The following is a 19,729-nucleotide window of genomic DNA, read 5'->3' as shown; positions in this document are numbered from 1 at the left end:
CGCTATCATTTTGAATGAACAAACCTAACTCCTTTTTAAATCTTTTCAATACAAAGCTATTTATTTTGAAAAAATCGCTAACAAATTGTGTTGGCGATTTTTTCTTTTGAATTGTACTTATCAAGGCGTAAAGCATATTGGTTGCATTTTTGTCTATTTTCAATTACAGTACCTTTATAAGTATAGGCCATGCTCGTTTTTGATGAGTCTATTGATCAAGCACTGTCAACGGATGAAACGACGTTGATGGTGTTTTTTTGTTTGAGCCGACAGTAGGGAGAAAAAATAAAAAATTTGATTAAAAAACCATTGACAAAAAAATAGAAAGTGCTAATCTTATATTCAACAAAATAATTCTCCGTTGATAAGGAAAGTAAGCTTAAAGCTGTTTCAGAGAGACTCTGGTTGGTGTGAAGGGTTAGGTGTGGCAAGTTGAAAATGGCCTTTGAGGAATTTTTGGCGATATGTAGTCAAAAACGGATTGTCCACCGTTAAAAGGACCGCCGATCTCATTCATGATGACGTCGGGCTGAGGGAAAGAGCAATCTTTCTAAATAAAGGTGGTAACACGATCATTCGTCCTTTTACTGGCATTCGCCGGTAAAGGGATTTTTTTATTAAAAAAATTTAAGAAAAGAGTGGAAAATATGAGCAAAAAAATACCATTTACAGTCGATCACGTAGGAAGTTTCTTACGTCCTAAAAAATTGAAGGAAGCACGAAAAAAAGCCTCAGAAGGCGTGATTTCTGCGGCGGAATTGCGGGCGGTCGAAGATGAAGCCATTCGTTCATTAGTGAAAAAAGAAAAAGAAGCTGGCTTAAAAGGAATCACGGATGGTGAATTTCGTCGTGGATTCTGGCATATTGATTTTTTAGAAAATTTAAATGGAGTGGAAGGTTACGTACCAGAGACCGGATACAATCAACATTTTCATGGAAAAGCAGCACCCTCATACAATATTCGCGTGATTGATCGCATTTCCTTTAATGAACATCATCCATTTTTAGCTGATTTTCGTTTTCTGAAAGAAGTAGTTGAAACGGAGGAAGGCTATTTTGCGAAAGCAACGATTCCCAGTCCAACGATGATTTTACGCCAAGAATTGCTCGCAAATGATGGTTCTTCCAGAATCGCTGCTATTTATCCAGACCTGACTGTTTTTTACGAAGATTTGGCTAAAACCTATCAAGATGCGCTTCATGCATTTTATGCAGCTGGCTGTCGTTATTTACAATTTGATGATACCAATTGGGCTTTTTTGGCGGATGCGACGAAACAAAAAGAATTGCAGGAAAAAGGAATCAACGCTTCAGAAATCGCTGCTATCTGTACAAAAATTATCAATCAAGCATTAGCCGATAAACCGGAAGATTTGACAGTCACCACGCATATCTGTCGAGGAAATCATGCTTCTTCATGGTTATTTTCGGGTGGATATGAACCAATCGCTGCAGAATTATTTGCAACCAATTATGATGGTTTTTTCTTAGAATACGATTCAGAACGTGCCGGTGACTTCTCGCCATTGCGCCATTGGTCAAATAATGGAAGCAAAGTTGTTTTGGGGTTAGTTACTTCAAAATTTCCACAATTGGAAAATCCTGAAGAAATCAAAGCACGGATTCAGGAAGCAGCAGCATTTGTTCCTCTTGAAAATTTGAGTATCAGTCCGCAATGTGGTTTTGCTTCCACCGAGGAAGGCAATAAAGTAGCAGAAGAAGATCAGTGGAAAAAAATCACTTTATTACAAGAAATCGCAAAAGAAGTTTGGTAGAAAAGAATCCACTTTTTTCTTGCTATTTCTCGGGAAATATAGTATTTTTAATTTACTAAGTGATAATCATTATCATTTAGTAAAGCTTTTACTCCTTAAAACGAAACGCTTTACAAGATAGATTATGCCGCCAACCGTTCAATTGGCGGTGTTTTTTTATCGAAAAAAATAAAAATCCTTCGTTTGTAAGGAGAGGAAATAATTGTGTTTTATACAGTTTTCATGTTTAATTATGCTGTATCATAAAAAATGCAAAGGAGCAAACGCATATGGAAACACGTTTATTTCCTTCCATCGCATTTGACAATGCGAAAGAAGCACTTGCGTATTATGAAAATGTTTTTGGAGCAACGGACATTTATCGCTTGTCGCCGACAGCAGAACAAGCAAGTCAAATGGGGATTCCTGAAAACACCGATTTAGATACGATTACAGTTCATGCAACTTTCAGTGTTTTGGGTGTAGAGATCCAAGCAGGAGATTCTTTTGGCGCCGACACAAATCCGACAGGACAAATCACCCTCATGATCAGTGTAAATAGTGAAGATCCTGAAAGTATGAAAGCGGCAGATGATTTTTATGAAGGATTGACAAAATCAAATGAAGTTACCGTTGTTTTACCTTATGAAAATCAATTCTGGGGAGGAAAACTTGGTCAATTTAAAGATAAGTATGGTATCAACTGGATGTTGCATGCCCAACCATGGTCACAATTTTAGAAAAACGATCCCACACTACTTCGACTGTAATGTGGGATTTTTTTGATTTCAAAAAACTTTAGTCGTTTGATTAGTCGGTTAAGCGCAGGACCCCGTCCAATCGTTGAGCAATAGCGGCGGATAAGTGATGGGTGATCATGATGACTGTCAATTCAGGTTTATCCAGCAGCAGGTTTTCAATTTTTTCTGCACTCGTGCGATCAAGATTTGCGGTTCCTTCATCGACCAAAATAATTTTTTTCTGCCGTAAAAATCCTCGAGCTAGTGCGAGACGCTGCTTTTGACCACCGGAAAACAATCTACCGTTTTCACCGATAAATTGATCCAGGCCTTTTTCTTGGGTCTGAACCAACTCCCATAAATCAGCTTCTTCTAAGGCGTGTTTAATCTCTTCCTCGGAGAAATGCTCATCCAAGACCAGATTTTCTCGGATGGTTCCAGTAAAGATGTAAGGCACTTGATCAATGTACAAAATATCCTGATAGATTTGATTGGTGGCAAGCTTTGCTAATTCTGAGTTCCCAATGGTGACAGAGCCTTGGTATCCACGAATTTTACCATTCAAAATATTTAATAGCGTGCTTTTTCCCGAACCGCTGGCACCTACGACGGAGTATTTTTTATTTTGTTCAAACGTATAAGAAAGGTTAGTGAAAATGGGTTGTTCCTTTTGATAGCCGTAAGAAAGATTGGTTAGTTGGATACCTTGTGTCAGTTGATAATCGGCTGCTGGAGTTTCATCAAATGATGCAACGTTCAAATATTTATCAAACAAAGGGGCGGTCCCCTGAATTTCTGAAATGTAGTTATTCAAATTGCCTAAAGTATTAAAAATCGTGGAGGCAAAATTTCCGGTAGCTGCGACCGAACCTGGTGTTAGAGCTTTTCGAATAACTAAAAGACCTGTCAATGCAAGAATTGAAACTTGACCGATAACATTGCCGATACCGCCGGTCACCGCAACTTTTGCGGTGGTGTTTCCTTGCATGATTTTGCTTTCTTGTAAAGGGGCAATGGCTTCAGCAACCTTTTTATGAATAAATGGGAGGCGATGAAAGACATAGAGGGTGTCAAAGCCGCTGAGGTAGTCTGATACTTGACTTAAAAAAACTTCACTTTTAGTTGCCACAGTAAGATAGCGGTGTTTCATTTCTTTTTCAAAAATTTTTGGCAGAAGCAATAGTGCGACACTTTCAACAAAAGTCAATAAAACCAATGACCAGTGAAAAGAAAATAAAGCGAAAAAGGAAACGACGGTTGCGATCATTCCGCTGGTAACTTGGTAAAAGCTGTCAAAACTCTTTTCAATGGTATTGATATCGTTAGTCAGCCATGAAGCGTAAGTCCCAACTTTTTCTTTATGAAAATCTCCATAGCTGGTTCCAGTCAAGCGGTCAGTGATTTCCAAACGCAGGTAATTGATCATTTTTTGAATGACTGTTGTTTTCCAGCGAACACGGAAAAAAACCAGAATCAAAAATAGTGTGAATGCTGCCAACACCTCAAAAATTGTGCGGAAAAAAAGTTGTTGATTCAAGGCAATGATTGCATTGAAAACTTTAGCAATGCTCAAAGTAGCAGCGGTTTGTGCCGAGGCTTCTCCTAATAAAAATAAGCCGACGACGAAATTTTCCTTCCAAAATAACCGTAAAATTCTTTTCATTGAATGTCCCTCCTTGATGTTTCTAGCATAGCGGGTTAAAATAAAGGAAACACAATAAATTACATATATGTAAAAAGAGGATGGCAGATGAACTTTGGCGAGACGTTTCAGCAATTGCGAAAAAACAAACGAATCACTTTGAAGGAGGCAGCAGCTTCTAGTATTAGCGCGGCACAGCTTTCCCGATTTGAAAACAATAAGACGATGCTGACGGTGGATCAGTTTTTTCATTGTCTGGAAAATATCAATGTCTCTATTGAGGAATTTCGCTTTGTTCAAAAAGAAACGATTAAAGATCATTATCAGTTGGACGTAAAACGAATGGAAACGTTCTTGAATCAAAATCAAAAGGAAAAGAGTATTCTGCTAATGAACGAGCTTCATCAACGAAGCACTTCTGCCTATAGTTGGCCGCTTTTTCTTGGAGATTTTATTCAATATATTCTTGCGTTGAATGAAGACAATGATTTCATTGGATCGGATACCCGAGTTGTTCGCTATCTCCATCAGGTAGATGATTGGGGTGAAATGGAATTACGCTTGTTTTCGATTTTTAGTTTTCTTTTCGAACCAGAAGAACTCTATCGTTTTTCAAAAGGAGTCATCAAAAAAGCAAATTCTTATTTGGCATTGCCTCAGACACAGCGCTTGTATTTTGATATCCTGTACAATTTGTTTCAAGTCTTTATTTATCGAAACAAAATCAGTTATGCGCGGGAAATTCTGCAACTGACAGGAGAGGCTTTAGGAAAAAAAGTGGATTTATTGTTTCCTCAAATCGATTATTTATACAATAAGGGTGTTTTGTGCTATAAGGAGCAACAGGTGATGGTGGGAGATCAATATTTTGATCAAGCATTGTCTGTTTGTCGAATTTTTAGACAAAAAGAACGCTTAAAGCAATTTCAAAATCAAATTCAACAATGGCGTACTTCTCATGAGGAACCGAATTTTAAAATGTTGACCCTCAATCTAAGTCTTTTTTCGTAAAAAAGCGGACCTTTGTGTAAACCTAGTATTTTCCGCAATTTTATAGTATAATTTCGGCTTGAGGAGTACGTTTTTGTACTCCTTCATTTTTTGAACAAAGGAGACACTATGTTTGCAAAGTACAAACCAACATGGATGGTCAATGCTATCTATGATTTGACTCCCGAACAATTACGAAAACATGGAATCAAAGCGGTCCTGACGGATTTGGACAATACCTTGATTGCATGGAACAATCCTGATGGTACGGATGAATTGCGGCAATGGCTGCAAACTATGAAACAGGCGGAGATTCCTGTAATCGTGGTTTCCAATAATAAAGCCAGTCGTGTGGAGCGGGCCATCCAAGCATTGGATCTAGGCTATGTTTCTCGCGCATTAAAACCTTTTTCCCGAGGCATTCGTATCGGACATGAGCGGCTGCAAATGTCAAAAGATGAGGTTGTGATGGTGGGAGATCAATTAATGACGGATATTCGCGGAGCCAATCGCGCAGGTGTACGCAGTATTTTGGTAAAACCGCTGATTGAAACAGATGCATGGAACACACGAATCAATCGCTTTATGGAGCGAAGAGTAATGAAACAGTTATTGAAAGAACATTCAGATATGAAATGGCGAGGTGATTTAGGTGAGTGAAGCAATCCATTGTGTAGGCTGTGGTGCGGTGATTCAAACAGAAGATCCGGAAAAACCCGGCTTCACACCACAATCGGCACTTGAAAAAGGATTAGCGACTGGAGAAGTGTATTGTCAAAGATGTTTTCGTCTGCGGCACTACAATGAAATCCAAGATGTTTCTTTGACAGATGATGATTTTTTGCGATTATTGAATGAATTAGGGCAAAAGGATGCGTTGATCGTGAATGTCGTGGATATTTTTGATTTTAACGGATCATTGATTCCGGGACTTCATCGGTTTGTTGGGAACAACCCCGTGTTACTTGTCGGCAATAAAGTCGATATTTTGCCAAAATCTTTAAAACCGGGGAAATTGACCCAATGGATGCGGGAACAAGCGCATGCATCAGGCTTGCGTCCAGTAGATGTCATGCTGACTAGTGGAAAAAATGCAAAATACATGCAAAAACTATTGGATATGATTGAAAAATATCGGGAAAATCGAGACGTCTATGTCGTGGGTGTGACAAACGTTGGAAAATCAACCTTGATCAATCAAATCATTCAACATACGGCTGGGATCAAAGAATTGATCACCACTTCAAGATTTCCCGGCACGACGTTGGATAAAATTGAGATTCCGTTGGATGACGGCCACTTTTTAATTGATACACCGGGAATTATTCACCGGCATCAAATGGCACATTATCTTGGCAAGAAGGATCTCAAAATTATCGCGCCCCACAAAGAAATCAAACCAAAAGTTTATCAACTTCAGGCAGAGCAAACACTCTTTTTAGGTGGATTAGCTCGATTTGATTTCATTCAGGGGGAAAAAAGTTCCTTTATCGCATATGTCGCCAACGATGTGGAGATTCATCGCACAAAATTAGCGAAGGCAGACGAATTTTATGACAAGCACGTGGGAGGCTTATTGCAGCCGCCACGCCCAGATGAAGTGGCTGATTTTCCCGAACTGGTTCGTTTTGAATTTGCAGTGAAAGCAAAAACCGACATCGTTTTTGCTGGTCTTGGCTGGGTCACCGTTACGACCCCCTGTGTGGTTGCTGGTTGGGCGCCAAAAGGTGTCGATGTCTTGCGTAGAAAAGCTTTAATTTAGAAAGAAGGAACGTTATGGAACTTAGAGGAAAACAAAAACGCTTTTTGCGTAGTCAAGCGCATCATCTGCAACCAATTTTCCAAGTTGGTAAAGGTGGAGTCAATGAGGCGATGATTAAACAAATTGAAGAAGCACTTGAAAAAAGAGAATTAATCAAAATATCTTTGTTGCAAAATACAGAAGAAGTCGCAGATGAGGTTGCAGAAACGTTACAAAAAGAAATTCGTTGCGACGTGGTACAAATTATTGGTCGTGTGCTGGTTTTATTTAAACCCTCTACGAAAGAAAAGTACCAAAAGTTGTCAAGAGAAGTTCGTTCGATTTAAAAACGGAGGGAAAGAACATGCAGGCAAAATCACTTGTGGGAACTGCAACCTTGGTTCAACCGGAATTGGAAACAATCCAAAAACGCAAGCAAGTGGGGATTCTTGGTGGAAATTTCAACCCAGTTCACACCACTCACTTGATTTTAGCCGATCAGGTCGGCCAGTCCCTAGGTTTGGAAAAAGTTTATCTTATGCCGGAATATTTACCGCCACATAAGGATGGAAAAACGACGATTTCAGCAACGCATCGGTTAAACATGCTGGAGCTGGCTGTTGCAGATAATCCTTTGTTGGCAGTGGAAACGATTGAACTAGAACGAAAAGGAATCAGTTACACTTACGATACAATGAAAGAGCTGACGGAAAAAAATCCCGATACTGATTATTATTTTATTATCGGCGGGGATATGGTTGCTTATCTTCCAGAATGGTACCGGATTGATGAATTAGTTCAATTGGTTCGTTTTGTTGGGGTCAAACGTCCTGATTTCCCGGCTGAAAGTGAATACCCCGTCATTTGGGTAGATGCTCCGTTGATGGATATTAGCTCTTCCATGATACGAAAAAGAATCGCTCAAGGATGCTCGGTTCGATACTTCCTACCAGAGAATGTGCTACACTATATTCAAGAAAAGAGGTTGTATCTGGATGAATTATAGCGGAAAATATACATCGCTTGATCGGGAACTCTTGATGCAAAAAGTTCAAATGCGGATGAGTGAACGGCGATTTAAACATGTTTTGGGCGTCGAAGAAACGGCGATTGCCTTAGCTGAAAAATATGGTTGTTCACCAGAGCAGGCAAGCATTGCCGGATTGGTTCACGATTATGCAAAGGAACGCCCTGACGAAGAATTTCAATTAGTGATTCGTCGTGACGGATTCGACCTTGATTTGCTTCATTGGGGAAATGCAATTTGGCATGGTGTCGTGGGTGCAGATTTTGTTCAACGAGAGTTGGCTATTGATGATCCTGAAATTTTACAGGCCATTCGGGTTCACACAACGGGTGCAGCGGAAATGAGTCTGCTTGACAAAATTCTTTATGTGGCAGATTACATTGAACCAGGTCGAGATTTTCCTGGTGTTGAAGCAGCACGAGAATTGGCATTAGTAGATTTGGATAGTGCAGTTGCTTTTGAAACGAAACACACATTGAGTCATCTAATTGAACAAGACAAACCCATTTACCCCAAAACCATCGAAACCTATAACCGCTGGGTAGCAAAGAAAATTTAATATATTAAAAAGACCAAGGATGCCAGTTCCACTTGTAACGAGAGGCTTAGTGGAATGGAGATAGGGCGAGAGAATAAAACTAAATTTTCTAAAAGAAAATTTAATACATTAAAAGGACCAAGGATGCCAGTTCCACTTGTAACGAGAGGCTTAGTGGAATGGGGATAGGGCGAGAGAATAAGACTAAATTTTCTAAAGGAAAATTTAATACATTAAAAGGACCAAGGATGCCAGTTCCACTTGTAACGAGAGGCTTAGTGGAATGGAGATAGGGCGAGAGAATAAAACTAAATTTTCTAAAGGAAAATTTAATACATTAAAAGGACCAAGGATGCCAGTTCCACTTGTAACGAGAGGCTTAGTGGAATGGGGATAGGGCGAGAGAATAAGACTAAATTTTCTAAAGGAAAATTTAATACATTAAAACGAACAAGGAGGGAATTATCATAGATAGTCAGAAAATTTTAGAAGTCGCTGTTCGGGCGGCAGATTCCAAACGTGCTGAGGATATTCTTGCTTTAGATGTCAGAGGAATTTCGTTATTAGCCGATTATTTCGTCATCTGTTCAGCAAACAGCGAACGTCAAATCAATGCGATTATTGACGAGGTAGTTGATAAGGAAGAAGAGCAACAGGTTGAAGTAAAACGTATCGAAGGAAAAGATGGTGCCAAGTGGGTCTTAATCGACTTGGGAGATGTTATCGTCCATGTTTTCAGTAATTCAGAACGTGCCTTTTATAATCTTGAAAAACTTTGGGCAGATGCGCCATTAGTGAGCGTCAACGATTGGATCGTGGAATAAAATGGCTTACGAAACATTTGCCTTCGTGTATGACGAAGTGATGGATGCCAGCTTGTATGAAAAATGGCTGGCATTTTCTAAACGTCATTTGCAAGGAAAAAAAGAAATCCTTGAATTGGCTTGCGGAACAGGTGCATTGGCAGTGGCTTTTGCAAAAGAAGCGTATCAAGTAACCGCGCTTGATTTGTCTGAGGAAATGCTGATGATCGCCAGCAATCGGGCAATCGATGCAGATGTTTCGATTCAATTTGTTGAGGGAGATATGCTTGATTTATCTGAGATTGGTCAGTATGAGGCAGTGACCTGTTTTTCTGATTCTCTGTGCTATATGGCAGATGAACAAGATGTTCAGCAAGTTTTTGATGAAGTGTACCAGGTTTTAGAAGATGGCGGAATCTTTCTTTTCGACGTCCATTCCCTTTATCAGATTAATGATGTTTTTCCGGAATACAGCTACCACTATCAAACAGATGAGTTTGCGTTTTTGTGGGACAGCTATGCTGGCGAACATGAAAACAGCATTGAGCATTTCTTGACTTTTTTTGTTGCAGACGAAGAGGGAAGTAATCATTTTTCGCGACAAGATGAATTGCATAAGGAACGGACCTATCCACTGGAGGTTTATTTACGAATGTTGGAAAATGCTGGCTTTCAGCAGGTGCAAACTTTTGCAGATTTTACTGATTCGCCGCTGAATGAAGTGAGTCGGCGTTGGTTTTTTGTTTGTCAAAAATAGACATGAATCTTTTTGATTTGTGTCTTTTTTTTATATACTTGGATTTTGATAAGTAGGTTACAGCGGTGATAACAGAAAAAAATTAGAAAAAGGACAAAGCGTTTTCACATTTGTCAGAAAAAGTGATAAAATATAGATGTATGGAAAGAAAAGACTGTGAATTTCTTTTCACCAAAAAGGAGGAGAATTTTTTGGAAAACACACATAAAACAAACTTTCCTGCTGATTTTCTGTGGGGATCAGCTTCCGCCGCGTATCAAGTTGAAGGTGCTTGGGACGAAGACGGCAAAGGAAAATCCGTTTGGGATGAATTTGTACGAATTCCCGGTAAAACGTTTAAAGGAACGAACGGCGATTTAGCAGTAGATCATTACCATCGTTTTGAAGAAGACATTCGCTTGATGAAAGAACAAGGATTGAAATCCTATCGTTTTTCCGTTGCTTGGACACGGATTTTTCCAGAAGGACGTGGAGAAATCAATCAGGCTGGACTTGATTTTTATGTTCGCTTAGTAGATGAATTGATTGCAAACGGAATCGAACCGTTATTAACGATTTATCACTGGGATCTTCCACTTGCGTTACAAGAAGCCTATGGAGGTTGGGAATCTCGTGAAATCGTTGAGGACTTTGTGAACTATGCAACCGTTTTATTTGAGACCTTTAAAGGAAAAGTTCATTATTGGGTGAGCTTGAATGAACAAAACGTATTCATTCAATTAGGCTATATGCTGGCGGTTCATCCCCCAGGTGTCAGTGATCAAAAACGCATGTATCAAGCAAATCATCATGCAAATTTGGCGAATGCAGCGGTTATCAAAAAATTTCATGAAATGAAAATGCCGGGACAAATTGGTCCAAGTTTTGCCTATACACCTAATTATTCTTTTGATAGTGATCCTAAAAATGTATTAGCCGCAGAAAATGCAGAAGAATTCATGGCAAATTTCTGGATGGATGTTTATGCAAGAGGAGAATATCCCATCGTTGTGATGGACTATTTGGAAAAACATGGAATCGCTCCGGAGGTTTTACCGGAAGATGCGGCATTGTTGAAAGCAGGCAAACCTGACTTTATGGGAATGAACTATTATCAAAGTGCCACAAATCAATTCAATCCTTTAGATGGTGTCGGTCAAGGGGAAATGAACACATCTGGAAAAAAAGGTTCTTCAAAAGAATCTGGCGTTCCTGGTTTATACAAAAAGGTTCAAAATCCATTTGTTGATCGTACAAACTGGGATTGGGAAATTGATCCAATGGGAATTCGTATTGCATTGCGTCGAATCACCAGTCGGTACCGTCTACCTGTTTTAATTACGGAAAACGGGTTGGGAGAATTTGATAAAATTACTGAGGACCACCAAGTTCATGATGACTACCGAATCAAGTATTTACGGAATCATGTGGCAGCTATTTCTGATGCGATTGCTGACGGTTGTCAAGTTTTGGGCTATTGCACATGGTCCTATACAGATTTATTAAGTTGGTTGAATGGATACCAAAAACGGTATGGTTTCGTTTATGTGGATCAAGATGAAACACAAGAAGGCAGCTTGAATCGTTACAAGAAAGATAGTTACTATTGGTATCAACGTGTCATTGCATCAAATGGAGAAAACTTAGATTAATTTTTTTGGAGAGTCTATTCAAGGCTCTCTTTTTTTATGGAATAAATCACTAGTGTTGCAAAGAAATACTAACTTGTAAAATCCTTGATTTAAAGCTATTCACGCACAAAAAAATCCTTTATACTACTCTTGGATGACTTATCCAAGACCAATAAAAAGGACCTACGTATGGATAAGTATAACTTAAAAACATCATTTCAGAAATGGCTTTCTTCAATAAATCTTGATAATTTATCTGAGAATGCCAAAAATTCAATTCAAACATTCGATTATTACAGTAAGAAACTAGATTTTAGATCAGCTTTAAAGATCCTTCTTCACGCAGTTTATGAGGACTTACCCAGCTATCGAGAAATCAATCGTGCTTTTTTAGATCAACGATTATGCAAAGAAGTGGGCATTGAGTCACTATGCTACAGCTCGCTGTCTCGTAAAACTGCAAAAATTGATCAAAACGTTTTGATGGAGATTTTCACGCAATTGGTAAAAAAAATATCCCAACAAAGACCCAGTTCAAAGACAACAAGCCTACAAATCATTGATTCAACAACAATTCCACTAAACAAAGCATGGTTTCCCTGGGCTAAGTTTCGCCAGACGAAGTCTGGAATCAAACTTCATCTGAATCTCTGTTACCTCGATGAGAACAATCAATATCCAGAAAGCTTCACCATCACAAACGCTAGTGAACACGATCGTACACAGTTCGAAGTGTTAGCTGATAAGACAGAAGCAACTTATGTCGTTGACCGGGGTTACTTCGATTACAAATTACTGGATAAACTGCATGGAGATGGCTATTTCTTTGTGACAAGAATAAAGGGTAATACTAAAATCACTATTCTAGATCAAATTGATGTGACTAAACCTGAAACAACGGATGGTAAAATTATTAGTGATCAGCACGTCATTCTAGGTGGTGGTGTCAATCATGTCACTGAACGATTCAGATTAGTCACTGTACTAACAAACGGGCAAAAACTATTACGAATTGTAACCAATCGGTTTGATGTCACGCCAAATGAAGTAGCAGACATGTATCAGGCACGCTGGCATATTGAACTTTTCTTTAAGCATTTGAAACAGAATCTAACCATCAAACATCTTTATTCACGAAGTGAACAAGGTGCAATAAATCAAGTGATACTTACCCTTATTGCATCCCTTCTAACCTATATGGTGAAGATTGAACTTGAAACGACAGCGACACTCTTTCAGTTGAAAAGATCCTTTCATTATCTGATGTTCGAGCCAGCTGAAAGTTGGTTGGAACTTCATAGATCAGGTTGATTCTCATTGTTTTATCGTCGTCTCTCTTAGTTTTCATTTGAATAAACGTGTAATTTCTGGAAAAATAGTCATCCGTTGCGTAAGCACTCGACTTTTTGGCAATTTTTAACGAGAATTAATTTTCAGACTATTCTGATATTATCTATGCAACACTAGTAGGAATAAATCTGTTAAAATAAAGAAAAAAAGGGAGGCAAAAATGTGAAAGCATGCGGGATCATCGTCGAATACAATCCTTTTCATAATGGTCATTCCTATCACGCAAAAAAAGCACGAGAGCTGACCGGCGCAGATGTTGTTGTCGCAGTGATGAGTGGGAATTTTTTGCAACGGGGAGAGCCGGCAATTATAGATAAATGGCAGCGAGCAAATGCGGCGTTGCAAAATGGTGTGGATCTGGTGATCGAATTACCTGTCGAATGGTCCATGCAGCCGGCAGATCTTTTTGCAAGAGGTGCCATTGGATTATTGCAGGCGCTGGGCTGTGAATTTTTATGTTTTGGCACAGATCAAGAGACTTTTTTTGATTATCAAGCTTTTGGCAGGTTTGTTTTAGAAAATCAAGAGAAAATTGATCTGGCTTTTCAAAAAATCACAGATCCCAGCCTAACCTATCCTCAGAAAATGATGACTGTTTTGCAAGAAATTTATCCTCCATTGCAGGTGGGCACCAACCAGCCAAATCATATCCTAGGATTAAGCTATGCACAGGCAAATGCGAAGTATCCTAATCCGATGCAGCTTTTTTCTGTAAAACGCGAAGGTGCCGGTTATCATTCAACGGAATTGACCCAAACCATTGCCAGTGCTACTGCTATTCGCCAAGCAGTTGGAAATCATCATTCGGTGACTGCTTATGTTCCAGAGCAAACGGCAGCGGGATTGAAATCGCACACGGTGACTTGGGAAAATTACTGGCCCCTGTTGCAGTATCGTATTCTTTCCAGCACTCTGACGGAATTGCGGGAAATTTATCAAATGGTGGATGGATTAGAATTCCGACTAAAAAAAGTGATTCAAGAAGCAGATAATTTTGAAGAATTAGTTACCAAACTAAAAACCAAGCGGTATACCCAGGCCCGAATCCAACGGCTGCTTTGTTCCTTGTTGTTAAATTTAAAGCAGACAGATTTAGAGGAACAGTGGCAAAAGCAATACCTTCATATATTAGGTTTTACGAAAAATGGTCAGGCTTTTTTGACTGAAAGAAAAAAGAAAAGCAGCTTGCCGTACTTTTCTAAAATCGGTAAAAAAGAGGAAGCAGTTGCTTCACTGATGATTCGAAGTGATCAAATCTATCAATTGGGAGCGACTGGAATCAAAGAACAAAATTTTGGTCGGCATCCTTGGAGGCTTTTAAAATAGTTTTGGAAAACTACTTCACAGGAGCGGGATTGACAAGTATAATGGACGAGGACGTTTTTTCGTCAGAGGCACAAAAATTAGAAAGCGAAGTGAGACTATGGGTCGTAAATGGGCAAATATCGTAGCAAAAAAGACTGCTAAAGATGCAAACAACAGCCGAATTTATGCAAAATTTGGAATCGAAATTTATGCGGCAGCGAAATCAGGTGATCCTGACCCACACGCGAACCAAAAATTACGGTTCGTTATCGAACGTGCGAAAACCTATAATGTACCAAGACATATCATTGATCGTGCAATTGAAAAAGCGAAGGGTTCTGGCGATGAGCAATATTCAGAATTGCGCTATGAAGGTTTTGGACCAAATGGCTCGATGGTTATTGTGGATACATTGACAAACAATGTCAATCGTACAGCGGCAGATGTTCGGGCAGCATTTGGTAAAAATGGCGGAAATATGGGTGTTTCTGGCGCCGTTTCCTATATGTTTGATAACACAGCGATTTTTGGCTTTGCCGGAAATGATGCCGATGAAATTTTAGAATATTTAATGGAAAAAGAAATCGATGTTCGAGATGTGATCGATGAAGAAGGGCAAATCATCGTATACGGTGAACCAACAGATTTTAACAGCATCCAAGAAGCCTTAAAAGAAAAAGGTATCACCAAATTTTCAATTGCTGAAATCCAAATGATTCCGCAAAATGAAGTACAACTATCCGGTGACGATTTAGAAAAATTTGAAAAAATGATAGATGTTTTGGAAGATTTAGAAGATGTTCAAAACATTTATCACAATGTCGAGTTAGACGACTAAAAAAACGCTGACCTCGTTCTGGATGACAGAAACGAGGTCAGCGTTTTTTAGAAGACTTCCATAAACCCAAAAAGATTCAAAACAAAAACAATGAAGACCGCCATATTTCCTAAAAGGGACAGCATGATCAATCCATAACGAATCGTCCAGATTTTATACCAGCCTCCGTCATAAGAGCCGCGTTTTTTAGGTCCGCGATAGAGTATTTTGGCAAGAATCGTTAGTACCAATAGTCCAAGTTGAAGAATGGTAGCAATCGTTAGGGAAATCGTTGCGTTCATAATCAAGTAATAAAGAAAAATAGTGGCGATTCCCGTTATAATAGCAAGTACAAACATGTTTAACACCTCATTTTCTGTAAATAATTGGCTGAATTTTTTCTAAGGGAGTCCTTTAATAGAAATCTAGAAAGACCCAGCATCTCCTAAAAAAAAGTATAACGTAGACTAGAAAAAAAGACTATTAGAAAGCTGTTTTAGGTCGCCTTATCTTAAAAATGTGCCATTAAAAAAATTTTCCACTTGCTCCTGTTTCAATTTGGCTAATCAGAAAATTCTGTGCTAAAATCAAAGGAGAAAGTTATTTATTTTTAGAGAGCAGGTGAGCATATGTCGGAAAAAATCGTCCTCGAACCTTTTGATCGTATTTTGAGCGGGTATGATAAATTAGCAGAAACAGCTGTCTCAATCGCAGATTGTTCAAAGTTATGTGAAAAATATCAAAAGTTTGGCGTATCTGGCTATCGGCTAGGAAATTTTCGCGGTTCAGGTTATTTAAATCGTTATGTAAATTTCAGTGTCGATTGTGCACCTCTTTTGATTTATAAAAAGAGATATTTGATTCCTTTAGTTTTTCGACAATCAGCAGAAACCGATCGTCTGTTTCGAGAAGAATACCGAATGGAAGGTTTTTTCCTGCTTTTGGAATGGAGTCTGAAGCATCAACCGGAAAAAGTGATTATGGATTACAACAAAACAAAAAAGCGTACCTCCTATGAAGCTATTTCTGATGATAAACAAGTCATTGACAGTGCCTATCTCGTTTTCCGTTTGTCGGAGATTCTGGATGGTGCGGGTTTTCCTATCAGCAATTTCAATACATTGGAGCAGTTTATTGAATGGAACCGAATCTATCGTTTGATTGATAACGGTGCGATTGGTCGACATAGCAAAAATTTTGATTCAGAACTGGCAGAAAATCGTTCAGAATTGGCAATGATTTTAAATGTCGTATCCTTAAAATATCCTCATACGACACCATTTCTAAAAGAATAATAAATGAAAAACGCCCTTTTCACAAAATAGTGGAAAGGGCGTTTTTTTAAATCATTTTTTCTTGAAAACTATTTTTTACCGCAGCCAGTAGTGGACTGGTTGGTGTTGGTGTAAAAATAGTCAGCTCGTGCATGGCACGGGTAGCAATCGTATATAAAATCAGTTGATCTTGAGCTGTCTGGAAATTTTCTCCTATATTCCACGCAAATACCTGATCAAATTCCAAACCTTTCGCCAGAAATGCCGGAATAATCATAATAGAACGCTTCATGAAGGTGTCTTCTGAAACAATCAACTGGACTTTTTTCTGTAATTCTGGTGAAAGCTGTTGATACAAGGCTTCACATTCTTCAGCTGTTTTACAAATGACTGCACTACGCCAAAAATGGGCTTTTTCTTCATCCTGCAACAACTGTTCGAGGACATGCAAGCGTTGCTTTTCAGAAGGACTGGTTAGAATCAAAGGAAGCTCGCCTTTGCGGGCAGTCAATTCTACTCGGTTGTCTTGGGTCAGAAACTGATTGGCAAAATCGGTGATTTCTTTGGTGGAACGATAGCTGGTCGTCAATTGATAACGAGTCACCTCTTCATTAGGGAATAACTCAGGCAGAGAGCCCACAATCGTTTCATTTCCAAAAACTTTTTGATTCAGATCGCCGCACAAAGTTAGTGTGGCTTTCGGATAGAGTCGGCGCAATAAAGCAACCTGTGCAGGGGGGAAATCCTGCATTTCATCAATAAAGATGAAGCGGGCTTTTTGCGGTACTTCAGCAGGATAAAGTTCCTTTGACAATAGGAAAAACAACACTGCATCTTCTTGAGTCAAGACTTTATTTTTCAATTTTTCACGGGTGACAAGTTGAGATTCTGCCCATTCTGCTTTTGAAATTCCCGCTTTTTCCAATTTTGTTTCTGGAATGGATTGCAGAAAATGCAGGTATTGTTTGGAATAATTGATAAATTGAAATTGTTGGATAGCTCGTGTCATTCCTCGGAAATAACGCCGGGCTATTTGTTTGCGAATTTGCCCCCGTATCCGACGTTCATTTTCTTCTGAGTCATCTTGATTGGGATTGTCGGCAAAAAATTCCTGCAGCTTTTCTTCTGCCAACTCCTTGACCCAGTTTTTCTTCGCTTCGTCTTTTTGCAATCCGCCGATTTTTTTCAAGAGCTTCGTTTGCAAAAGTTGTGTTCGTTGATAAAGCGGTAGTGCCTGATTGGTCTCTTGGTACCATTGTCTGATTTGTGCCGCCGATAATTTTACTTCACCCTTGACTTTCAGCGAACGGAACAAAGGACCATAGGAAGTAATTCCCCGACTGTACCGCTGGATTTCACTAACGAGACTCATTCCACTTTTGAGTCGTTCGGTTTTCTGTTCTTTTCCGGATAGAAAAATTTCTTCCTGCTGTGCTTCTTTTTCAATTTCAAATCCTGGTACCAATTGGGAAATAAAGGTTCGGAAGGTACGTGTAGGAACTTCACTTTCCCCTAAAGAAGGTAAAACCATTGCAATGTAATCAGAAAATAGATGATTGGGTGAAAACAGTAAAACTTGTTTGTCGTCTAGCCATTTGCGGTGACGGTACAAAAGAAAGGCGACCCGTTGTAATAAAGCCGAGGTTTTTCCACTACCGGCGATTCCTTCAATCAGCATGATTTTGCTATGAGTATCACGGATAATTTGGTTTTGCGCTTTTTGAATCGTGGAGACGATATTTTTCATTTGGGAAGAAGAGGCTTCATCCAAGATTTCCAGAAGGAATTCATCGTTGATCACTTCGGAAGTATCCACCATCGAAAGAATTTTTCCTTCTTGGATTTTAAATTGTCTTTTTAACAATAATTCTACATCAAAATGCTCTTGATCCGTTTCATAAAAAGTAGGACCCAGCTCGCCTTCGTAATAAAGATTAGCAATCGGTGCCCGCCAGTCGATCACGATCGTTTCTTCCGATTTGTCTCGCAAGGAGGCAATTCCTAAATAAAGTGTTTCTTTTTCCGTTTCTTCCTTGAAATCGATTCGGGCAAAATACGGATTTCCACTCATTGTCTGCAAGGTTTTGATCCGCTTTTGCTGGGACTCTGCAGTCTGATATTTTAGTAATAATTCTTGTTCATGTTGGCGATATTCAACGGCAGATTCATAAAAGGCTTCGTCAGAACCGCTGCGGATCGTTTTCTTTGCGATTTCTTTCAGTTCTTCTTGCATCGTTCCAGTCAATACTTGCTGCTGTTTTTCCAATAATTGCTGCTCAGCACCGATCAAGCCGATGGTCTCATCTGCATGCATTTGTTCTTTGATTCTTTCCTCCATTAAATAGGCCTCCTTAAAAAAATACAACATAAAATTATAGCATAAAAAACAGTAACTTGCCGAGAGAAAAAAAGACTTATGATAAAATAAAGAAAAAGAAAGAGATGTGAGAGAAATGGAAATGAGAACAGAACAAGAAATGCTGACGTTGATTCTGCAAACAGCCAAGGAATTACCTCAGGTCGTCGCTGCAGCAATCTCAGGTTCTCGTATGAATTCCAACGTACCAAAGGATTCTTTTCAGGATTTTGATATTGTGTATATTGTGAATGAGAAAAAAAGTCTACTCACTAATCGGAAATGGTTGGAAAAATTCGGGGAACGCTTGATTATGCAATGCCCCGAGGAAATGACCTTGTTTCCACCAACATTAGGGGAGCGATTTACTTTTTTGATGCTGTTTGCAGATGGCAATCGGATTGATTTAATGCTCTGTCCATTTTCTGAGATTGAAAGGGAGATTGCAGAAGAACCATTATTATCAGTTTTATATGATCCTTGTGGCATTTTTCCGCAATTAACTTCTCCAACAGATACTGCTTTTTGGGTCAAGGAGCCAACAAAGGAAGAGTTTTTTGACTGCTGCAATGAATTTTGGTGGGTATCCACCTATGTTGTTAAAGGCTTGTGGCGTAAGGAACTGCTCTATGCTTCAGATCATTTGTATGAAGTTTGTCAAAAAGAATTATTGCGCTTGTTAAGCTGGCAGGTTGCTGCAGAAAAAAATTACACGTTTAGTGTCGGCAAAAATTTTAAATATTTGCCTAAATATTTAACGATGGATCAACAAGAGCAACTTTTAATCGTTCGGGATTTTTCTTCTAAAGAAAAAATCTGGCAGGCATTGTTTAAAACACAAGCCTTCTTTCATGGCGAAGCTTTAAAATTTGCAGCACATCAAGGATTCTTTTACGATGCGGAAACAGCCGAAAAAGTAATGGCTTATAGCCGTACGTGGTACCAGGAAACAGACAAAAAGGAAACTGTTTAATTGTAAATGAAAGATATTTTCATTTAAGTTGCTTTCTTTTTCTTTTCAGCGA

At 39.0% G+C, this 19,729-nt stretch carries 19 protein-coding genes and 1 other annotated feature; of the genes, 16 read left to right on the top strand and 3 right to left on the bottom strand.

Annotation, left to right across the window (positions count from 1 at the left end):
- The first annotated feature begins 352 nt into the window (after nt 1-352).
- Nucleotides 353-587: a binding site (T-box leader), on the top strand.
- Between the two features lie 60 nt (nt 588-647).
- Together BN1875_RS01095 and BN1875_RS01090 are read left to right on the top strand one after the other, a co-directional pair.
- A complete protein-coding gene (locus tag BN1875_RS01095; RefSeq protein WP_048603035.1) occupies nt 648-1,775 on the top strand; it encodes a 5-methyltetrahydropteroyltriglutamate--homocysteine S-methyltransferase in 1,128 nt (375 codons plus the stop codon).
- Nucleotides 1,776-2,044: 269 nt separating this feature from the next.
- A complete protein-coding gene (locus BN1875_RS01090) occupies nt 2,045-2,494 on the top strand; it encodes a VOC family protein (RefSeq protein ID WP_048603034.1) in 450 nt (149 codons plus the stop codon).
- 70 nt (nt 2,495-2,564) lie between these two features.
- Here the strand turns inward: BN1875_RS01090 and BN1875_RS01085 are convergent, their stop codons facing one another.
- Nucleotides 2,565-4,157, bottom strand: a complete 1,593-nt coding sequence (locus BN1875_RS01085; protein WP_048603033.1) for an ABC transporter ATP-binding protein — start codon at nt 4,155-4,157, stop codon at nt 2,565-2,567.
- An 87-nt stretch (nt 4,158-4,244) separates the two neighbouring features.
- Between BN1875_RS01085 and BN1875_RS01080 the strand changes: the two genes are divergently transcribed.
- From BN1875_RS01080 to BN1875_RS01025, 12 genes are all read left to right on the top strand, one after another.
- Nucleotides 4,245-5,147, top strand: coding sequence for an Rgg/GadR/MutR family transcriptional regulator (locus BN1875_RS01080; RefSeq protein WP_048603032.1), 903 nt, complete (start codon nt 4,245-4,247; stop codon nt 5,145-5,147).
- Between the two features lie 108 nt (nt 5,148-5,255).
- Nucleotides 5,256-5,786, top strand: a complete 531-nt coding sequence (locus BN1875_RS01075) for a YqeG family HAD IIIA-type phosphatase (RefSeq protein ID WP_048603031.1) — start codon at nt 5,256-5,258, stop codon at nt 5,784-5,786.
- Nucleotides 5,779-6,888 (top strand): ribosome biogenesis GTPase YqeH, encoded by a 1,110-nt coding sequence (gene yqeH, locus BN1875_RS01070; RefSeq protein WP_048603030.1) that lies wholly within the window; start codon nt 5,779-5,781, stop codon nt 6,886-6,888. The genes BN1875_RS01075 and yqeH overlap by 8 nt, the downstream gene beginning before the upstream one ends.
- Nucleotides 6,889-6,902: 14 nt before the next feature.
- On the top strand, nt 6,903-7,214 hold the full coding sequence (yhbY, locus tag BN1875_RS01065; RefSeq protein WP_048603029.1) for a ribosome assembly RNA-binding protein YhbY: 312 nt from the start codon (nt 6,903-6,905) through the stop codon (nt 7,212-7,214).
- 17 nt (nt 7,215-7,231) lie between these two features.
- Entirely contained in the window at nt 7,232-7,873 is a 642-nt protein-coding gene (locus tag BN1875_RS01060; protein ID WP_048603028.1) for a nicotinate-nucleotide adenylyltransferase, read from the top strand.
- Nucleotides 7,863-8,453, top strand: a complete 591-nt coding sequence (gene yqeK / locus BN1875_RS01055; protein ID WP_048603027.1) for a bis(5'-nucleosyl)-tetraphosphatase (symmetrical) YqeK — start codon at nt 7,863-7,865, stop codon at nt 8,451-8,453. Before BN1875_RS01060 ends, yqeK begins: the two co-directional genes overlap by 11 nt.
- A 461-nt stretch (nt 8,454-8,914) precedes the next feature.
- Nucleotides 8,915-9,256 (top strand): ribosome silencing factor, encoded by a 342-nt coding sequence (rsfS, locus tag BN1875_RS01050; protein ID WP_048603026.1) that lies wholly within the window; start codon nt 8,915-8,917, stop codon nt 9,254-9,256.
- A 1-nt stretch (nt 9,257) separates the two neighbouring features.
- Nucleotides 9,258-9,992: a class I SAM-dependent DNA methyltransferase gene (locus BN1875_RS01045; RefSeq protein WP_048603025.1), complete on the top strand. Its 735-nt coding sequence runs from the start codon at nt 9,258-9,260 to the stop codon at nt 9,990-9,992.
- 191 nt (nt 9,993-10,183) lie between these two features.
- Nucleotides 10,184-11,623: a glycoside hydrolase family 1 protein gene (locus tag BN1875_RS01040; protein ID WP_048603024.1), complete on the top strand. Its 1,440-nt coding sequence runs from the start codon at nt 10,184-10,186 to the stop codon at nt 11,621-11,623.
- Nucleotides 11,624-11,791: 168 nt separating this feature from the next.
- On the top strand, nt 11,792-12,913 hold the full coding sequence (locus BN1875_RS01035) for an IS4 family transposase (RefSeq protein ID WP_048603023.1): 1,122 nt from the start codon (nt 11,792-11,794) through the stop codon (nt 12,911-12,913).
- Between the two features lie 201 nt (nt 12,914-13,114).
- Nucleotides 13,115-14,278 (top strand): nucleotidyltransferase, encoded by a 1,164-nt coding sequence (locus BN1875_RS01030; RefSeq protein ID WP_048603022.1) that lies wholly within the window; start codon nt 13,115-13,117, stop codon nt 14,276-14,278.
- A 97-nt stretch (nt 14,279-14,375) separates the two neighbouring features.
- On the top strand, nt 14,376-15,095 hold the full coding sequence (locus BN1875_RS01025) for a YebC/PmpR family DNA-binding transcriptional regulator (protein WP_048603021.1): 720 nt from the start codon (nt 14,376-14,378) through the stop codon (nt 15,093-15,095).
- A gap of 47 nt (nt 15,096-15,142) precedes the next feature.
- On the opposite strand, the gene BN1875_RS01020 is transcribed toward BN1875_RS01025, so the two are convergent.
- The gene (locus BN1875_RS01020; RefSeq protein ID WP_048603020.1) at nt 15,143-15,433 is read right to left on the bottom strand and encodes a hypothetical protein; all 291 of its coding nucleotides are present in this window, start codon (nt 15,431-15,433) and stop codon (nt 15,143-15,145) included.
- A gap of 270 nt (nt 15,434-15,703) precedes the next feature.
- Here BN1875_RS01020 and BN1875_RS01015 point away from each other — a divergent pair, with 270 nt between their 5' ends.
- Nucleotides 15,704-16,369, top strand: a complete 666-nt coding sequence (locus BN1875_RS01015) for a hypothetical protein (RefSeq protein ID WP_048603019.1) — start codon at nt 15,704-15,706, stop codon at nt 16,367-16,369.
- A gap of 46 nt (nt 16,370-16,415) precedes the next feature.
- Here BN1875_RS01015 and helD read toward each other — a convergent pair whose 3' ends face one another.
- Nucleotides 16,416-18,686, bottom strand: coding sequence for an RNA polymerase recycling motor HelD (gene helD, locus BN1875_RS01010; RefSeq protein WP_048603018.1), 2,271 nt, complete (start codon nt 18,684-18,686; stop codon nt 16,416-16,418).
- 121 nt (nt 18,687-18,807) lie between these two features.
- Here helD and BN1875_RS01005 point away from each other — a divergent pair, with 121 nt between their 5' ends.
- Complete coding sequence (locus BN1875_RS01005; RefSeq protein WP_048603157.1) at nt 18,808-19,677, top strand: aminoglycoside 6-adenylyltransferase; 870 nt, start codon at nt 18,808-18,810, stop codon at nt 19,675-19,677.
- Nucleotides 19,678-19,729: the final 52 nt, after the last annotated feature.

Origin of the sequence: Enterococcus massiliensis (genome assembly GCF_001050095.1) — a bacterium.
In the GTDB taxonomy this organism is placed as follows: domain Bacteria; phylum Bacillota; class Bacilli; order Lactobacillales; family Enterococcaceae; genus Enterococcus_C; species Enterococcus_C songbeiensis.
The sequence above is the reverse complement of the archived record's forward strand: the minus strand, read 5'-3'. Positions and strand labels throughout refer to the sequence as shown.

Bases quoted from the DNA above. Each gene is read 5' to 3' on its own strand.
- BN1875_RS01095 (WP_048603035.1), top strand. From the start codon at position 648: ATGAGCAAAAAAATACCATTTACAGTCGATCACGTAGGAAGTTTCTTA.
- BN1875_RS01090 (WP_048603034.1), top strand. From the start codon at position 2,045: ATGGAAACACGTTTATTTCCTTCCATCGCATTTGACAATGCGAAAGAA.
- BN1875_RS01085 (WP_048603033.1), bottom strand. From the start codon at position 4,157: ATGAAAAGAATTTTACGGTTATTTTGGAAGGAAAATTTCGTCGTCGGC.
- BN1875_RS01080 (WP_048603032.1), top strand. From the start codon at position 4,245: ATGAACTTTGGCGAGACGTTTCAGCAATTGCGAAAAAACAAACGAATC.
- BN1875_RS01075 (WP_048603031.1), top strand. From the start codon at position 5,256: ATGTTTGCAAAGTACAAACCAACATGGATGGTCAATGCTATCTATGAT.
- yhbY (WP_048603029.1), top strand. From the start codon at position 6,903: ATGGAACTTAGAGGAAAACAAAAACGCTTTTTGCGTAGTCAAGCGCAT.
- BN1875_RS01060 (WP_048603028.1), top strand. From the start codon at position 7,232: ATGCAGGCAAAATCACTTGTGGGAACTGCAACCTTGGTTCAACCGGAA.
- yqeK (WP_048603027.1), top strand. From the start codon at position 7,863: ATGAATTATAGCGGAAAATATACATCGCTTGATCGGGAACTCTTGATG.
- BN1875_RS01045 (WP_048603025.1), top strand. From the start codon at position 9,258: ATGGCTTACGAAACATTTGCCTTCGTGTATGACGAAGTGATGGATGCC.
- BN1875_RS01035 (WP_048603023.1), top strand. From the start codon at position 11,792: ATGGATAAGTATAACTTAAAAACATCATTTCAGAAATGGCTTTCTTCA.
- BN1875_RS01025 (WP_048603021.1), top strand. From the start codon at position 14,376: ATGGGTCGTAAATGGGCAAATATCGTAGCAAAAAAGACTGCTAAAGAT.
- BN1875_RS01020 (WP_048603020.1), bottom strand. From the start codon at position 15,433: ATGTTTGTACTTGCTATTATAACGGGAATCGCCACTATTTTTCTTTAT.
- BN1875_RS01015 (WP_048603019.1), top strand. From the start codon at position 15,704: ATGTCGGAAAAAATCGTCCTCGAACCTTTTGATCGTATTTTGAGCGGG.
- helD (WP_048603018.1), bottom strand. From the start codon at position 18,686: ATGGAGGAAAGAATCAAAGAACAAATGCATGCAGATGAGACCATCGGC.
- BN1875_RS01005 (WP_048603157.1), top strand. From the start codon at position 18,808: ATGAGAACAGAACAAGAAATGCTGACGTTGATTCTGCAAACAGCCAAG.